This window comes from Zafaria sp. Z1313 (assembly GCF_050563205.1).
In the GTDB taxonomy this organism is placed as follows: Bacteria; Actinomycetota; Actinomycetes; order Actinomycetales; family Micrococcaceae; genus JAZDCJ01.
Genome location: NZ_JBNWUK010000041.1, coordinates 1 through 5,712, shown reverse-complemented (window position 1 = coordinate 5,712; position 5,712 = coordinate 1). Strand labels below are relative to the sequence as shown.

Genomic DNA, 5,712 nt, shown 5'->3' with positions numbered 1-5,712 from the left:
CTGTTGTTTGAGAACTCAATAGTGTGCCATGTTTGTTGACACCGATTTTTGTATTGGTGAATGGCTTTTCTGGTGCCACCCCCGTGGTGCTGGGAGGGTTTTTTGCCGGGATTTTTTGACTTGGTGCAGCTGGGTCCGCATTTTCCTGTGGGTTTGGTTGTGTCTGTATTTTTTTACGGAGAGTTTGATCCTGGCTCAGGATGAACGCTGGCGGCGTGCTTAACACATGCAAGTCGAACGATGATGCCCAGCTTGCTGGGTGGATTAGTGGCGAACGGGTGAGTAACACGTGAGCAACCTGCCCCCGACTCTGGGATAAGCCTGGGAAACTGGGTCTAATACCGGATATGACCGGCCACCGCATGGTGTGTTGGTGGAAAGATTCATTGGTTGGGGATGGGCTCGCGGCCTATCAGCTTGTTGGTGGGGTAATGGCCTACCAAGGCGACGACGGGTAGCCGGCCTGAGAGGGTGACCGGCCACACTGGGACTGAGACACGGCCCAGACTCCTACGGGAGGCAGCAGTGGGGAATATTGCACAATGGGCGCAAGCCTGATGCAGCGACGCCGCGTGAGGGATGACGGCCTTCGGGTTGTAAACCTCTTTCAGTAGGGAAGAAGCGCAAGTGACGGTACCTGCAGAAGAAGCGCCGGCTAACTACGTGCCAGCAGCCGCGGTAATACGTAGGGCGCGAGCGTTATCCGGAATTATTGGGCGTAAAGAGCTCGTAGGCGGTTTGTCGCGTCTGCCGTGAAAGTCCGGGGCTCAACCCCGGATCTGCGGTGGGTACGGGCAGGCTAGAGTGCTGTAGGGGAGACTGGAATTCCTGGTGTAGCGGTGAAATGCGCAGATATCAGGAGGAACACCGATGGCGAAGGCAGGTCTCTGGGCAGTAACTGACGCTGAGGAGCGAAAGCATGGGGAGCGAACAGGATTAGATACCCTGGTAGTCCATGCCGTAAACGTTGGGCACTAGATGTGGGGGACATTCCACGTTTTCCGCGTCGTAGCTAACGCATTAAGTGCCCCGCCTGGGGAGTACGGCCGCAAGGCTAAAACTCAAAGGAATTGACGGGGGCCCGCACAAGCGGCGGAGCATGCGGATTAATTCGATGCAACGCGAAGAACCTTACCAAGGCTTGACATGGGCCGGACCGGGCTGGAAACAGTCCTTCCCCTTTGGGGCCGGTTCACAGGTGGTGCATGGTTGTCGTCAGCTCGTGTCGTGAGATGTTGGGTTAAGTCCCGCAACGAGCGCAACCCTCGTTCCATGTTGCCAGCGGGTTATGCCGGGGACTCATGGGAGACTGCCGGGGTCAACTCGGAGGAAGGTGGGGACGACGTCAAATCATCATGCCCCTTATGTCTTGGGCTTCACGCATGCTACAATGGCCGGTACAAAGGGTTGCGATACTGTGAGGTGGAGCTAATCCCAAAAAGCCGGTCTCAGTTCGGATTGGGGTCTGCAACTCGACCCCATGAAGTCGGAGTCGCTAGTAATCGCAGATCAGCAACGCTGCGGTGAATACGTTCCCGGGCCTTGTACACACCGCCCGTCAAGTCACGAAAGTTGGTAACACCCGAAGCCGGTGGCCCAACCCCTTGTGGGAGGGAGCCGTCGAAGGTGGGACCGGCGATTGGGACTAAGTCGTAACAAGGTAGCCGTACCGGAAGGTGCGGCTGGATCACCTCCTTTCTAAGGAGCAGCTAGCACTTATCCGCCGGGGATGCATGTCCTTTGGTGGTGGTGTTCAGTGTTTGCCCGTTGCCGCCACGGATGTTGGCGGGCGGGCGCTCATGGGTGGAATGTCGATGAATCGTGGCCTGGGATCTTGCTGGTCCCCTGTTCGTGAGTACGCCTGGTCCGTGCGCCCCCTTTTTGTGGGGTGTGTGGGTGGGGTGGGAAAGCGGTGGGGGGTTGGTGGTCCCGGGTCCATGGCACACTGTTGGGCCCTGAAGCAACAGGCGCCCTGCCTGAGCCGGTGTTCGTGCCGGGGGGGGTGGGTGGTTGTTGTTTTCCCGCGCATGGCCTAAGCCGGCCCCGTATCGTCCTTGTTTCCCAGTGTTGTGCTGGTGTTGCGGGGGTGGGGGGTTGGTGGTGGGTGTGATGGGGGTTGTTGTTTGGGAACTGCATAGTGGACGCGAGCATCTTGTATGCCATCGCCTTCGGGGTTTGTCCCTGTGGGTGGTGGAGTGCAATAGCAATTTCTTTGATGATGGAAGACCCTGTCCGCCCCGGTGTGGGTGGGCGTGGTTTTCTCGATTGTTCGTAAGTAAGTGCTCTTGCTTGGCCTGTTTGTGGTCAAGTTTTCAAGGGCGCACGGTGGATGCCTTGGCATTGGGAGCCGAAGAAGGACGTGGGAATCTGCGATAAGCCTGGTGGAGTCGATAACCGGACGTTGAGGCCAGGATTTCCGAATGGGGAAACCCCGCACAGCGCGCGAGTGTCTGTGTGACCGGCAGCTGAACACATAGGCTGTCCGGGGGGAACGCGGGGAAGTGAAACATCTCAGTACCCGCAGGAAGAGAAAACAACAGTGATTCCGTGAGTAGTGGCGAGCGAAAGCGGATGGGGCTAAACCGGTCCATGTGTGATAGCCGGCGGGCGTTGCATGGCCGGGGTCGTGGGACCATCCATACCAGTTCTGCCGGGCTGGTGGGGCGAGGTGCGGGCGTATAGGCGAACCGGTTTGAAGGCCGGACCAGAGGGGGTGTGAGTCCCGTAGCCGTAATGCGTTCCGCCGTCCTGTGGTGGCATCCCAAGTAGTACGGGGCCCGAGAAATCCCGTGCGAATCCGCCAGGACCACCTGGTAAGCCTGAATACTACCCAATGACCGATAGCGGACAAGTACCGTGAGGGAAAGGTGAAAAGTACCCCGGGAGGGGAGTGAAACAGTACCTGAAACCGTGTGCCTACAATCCGTCGGAGCCTCCTTGTTGGGGTGACGGCGTGCCTTTTGAAGAATGAGCCTGCGAGTTAGTGCTGTGTCGCGAGGTTAACCCGTGTGGGGGAGCCGTAGCGAAAGCGAGTCTGAATAGGGCGATTCAGTGGCACGGTCTAGACCCGAAGCGGAGTGATCTACCCATGGCCAGGTTGAAGCGCGTGTAAGAGCGCGTGGAGGACCGAACCCACTTCAGTTGAAAATGGAGGGGATGAGCTGTGGGTAGGGGTGAAAGGCCAATCAAACTCCGTGATAGCTGGTTCTCCCCGAAATGCATTTAGGTGCAGCGTTGCGTGTTTCTTGCCGGAGGTAGAGCTACTGGATGGCCGATGGGCCCGACCAGGTTACTGACGTCAGCCAAACTCCGAATGCCGGTAAGTCAGAGCGCAGCAGTGAGACCGTGGGGGATAAGCTTCATGGTCGAGAGGGAAACAGCCCAGAACGCCGACTAAGGCCCCCAAGCGTGTGCTAAGTGGGAAAGGATGTGGAGTTGCCCAGACAACCAGGAGGTTGGCTTAGAAGCAGCCACCCTTGAAAGAGTGCGTAATAGCTCACTGGTCAAGTGATTCCGCGCCGACAATGTAGCGGGGCTCAAGCACACCGCCGAAGTCGCGTCATCCGGATACCAGGCAGGCCTTCGTGGTCCAGCCGTCCGGGTGGGTAGGGGAGCGTCGTGCCGGCAGTGAAGCCGCGGTGGAAACCAGTGGTGGAGCCGGCACGAGTGAGAATGCAGGCATGAGTAGCGAAAGACGGGTGGGAAACCCGTCCGCCGAATGATCAAGGGTTCCAGGGTCAAGCTAATCTGCCCTGGGTAAGTCGGGACCTAAGGCGAGGCCGACAGGCGTAGTCGATGGACAACGGGTTGATATTCCCGTACCGGTGAAGAACCGTCCCTACCGGACCGGCGATGCTAACCGCCCCAACCATCCACCGGGATCCCTTCGGGGCTCCCACCGGGTGGGCGGCGCGGGAACCGAGCCGGCGAGGTCAGCGTATTAACAGGTGTGACGCAGGAAGGTAGCCGGGCCAGGCAATGGAATCGACCTGGTCCAAGGGCGTAGGCCGGGGAATAGGCAAATCCGTTCCCCGTTACATGGCTCAGACCCGATAGGCGCCCACGTTGGTGGGTGATCCGGTGATCCTATGCTGCCAAGAAAAGCATCGGCGCGAGGTTCCAACCGCCCGTACCCCAAACCGACACAGGTGATCAGGTAGAGAATACCAAGGCGATCGAGAGAATCATGGTTAAGGAACTCGGCAAAATGCCCCCGTAACTTCGGGAGAAGGGGGGCCCCAACCCTGAGCACGCCACGCGTGTGTGAGGGGATCGGGGCCGCAGAGACCAGGGGGAAGCGACTGTTTACTAAAAACACAGGTCCGTGCGAAGTCGCAAGACGATGTATACGGACTGACTCCTGCCCGGTGCTGGAAGGTTAAGAGGACCGGTCAGCCGCAAGGCGAAGCCGGGAATTCAAGCCCCAGTAAACGGCGGTGGTAACTATAACCATCCTAAGGTAGCGAAATTCCTTGTCGGGTAAGTTCCGACCTGCACGAATGGAGTAACGACTTCCCCGCTGTCTCAACCATGAACTCGGCGAAATTGCACTACGAGTAAAGATGCTCGTTACGCGCAGCAGGACGGAAAGACCCCGAGACCTTTACTATAGTTTGGTATTGGTGTTCGGTGCGGCTTGTGTAGGATAGGTGGGAGACTGTGAAGCGGACACGCCAGTGGCCGTGGAGTCGTCGTTGAAATACCACTCTGGCCGTACCGGATTCCTAACTTCGGCCCATGATCTGGGTCAGGGACAGTGCCTGATGGGTAGTTTAACTGGGGCGGTTGCCTCCCAAAAAGTAACGGAGGCGCCCAAAGGTTCCCTCAGCCTGGTTGGCAATCAGGTGTCGAGTGTAAGTGCACAAGGGAGCTTGACTGTGAGAGCGACAGCTCGAGCAGGGACGAAAGTCGGGACTAGTGATCCGGCGGCACCTCGTGGAAGGGCCGTCGCTCAACGGATAAAAGGTACCTCGGGGATAACAGGCTGATCTTGCCCAAGAGTCCATATCGACGGCATGGTTTGGCACCTCGATGTCGGCTCGTCGCATCCTGGGGCTGGAGTAGGTCCCAAGGGTTGGGCTGTTCGCCCATTAAAGCGGTACGCGAGCTGGGTTTAGAACGTCGTGAGACAGTTCGGTCCCTATCCGCTGCGCGCGCAGGAAATTTGAGAAGGGCTGTCCTTAGTACGAGAGGACCGGGACGGACGAACCTCTGGTGTGTCAGTTGTACTGCCAAGTGCACCGCTGATTGGCTACGTTCGGATGGGATAACCGCTGAAAGCATCTAAGCGGGAAGCCCGCTTCAAGATGAGATTTCCATGCCACTAGATGGCGAGAGGCCCCCAGCCAGACCACTGGGTTGATAGGCGGGACGTGGAAGCGAGGACCAAAGACTCGTGAAGCCGACCCGTACTAATAGGCCGACAACTTACACCACAAACACCACACCACGTGTGTGGCAAGCATGCTGCGTCCACTATGCGGTACCGAAACAACAACCAGTTTCGCTACAATCAAATAGAACCACTGTCACGGAAACAACCACGTGACCCACAAGATTTCCCACCCCCACCACGGGGGTCGCGGAGCAAGGGTTACGGCGGTCATAGCGTGGGGGAAACGCCCGGTCCCATACCGAACCCGGAAGCTAAGACCCACAGCGCCGATGGTACTGCACTCGGGAGGGTGTGGGAGAGTAGGACACCGCCGGACA

General features: G+C 58.3%; 3 rRNA genes. All 3 read left to right on the top strand.

Annotated elements, in window-relative coordinates:
• Positions 1-172 precede the first annotated feature (172 nt).
• Positions 173-1,698: ribosomal RNA gene (locus tag ACQ3I4_RS16455) — 16S ribosomal RNA — on the top strand.
• A gap of 604 nt (positions 1,699-2,302) precedes the next feature.
• Positions 2,303-5,436 (top strand): 23S ribosomal RNA (locus ACQ3I4_RS16450).
• Positions 5,437-5,594: 158 nt separating this feature from the next.
• Positions 5,595-5,711 (top strand): 5S ribosomal RNA (rrf, locus tag ACQ3I4_RS16445).
• Together the 16S, 23S and 5S rRNA genes form the textbook arrangement of a ribosomal RNA operon.
• The last annotated feature ends 1 nt before the right edge of the window (position 5,712 follow it).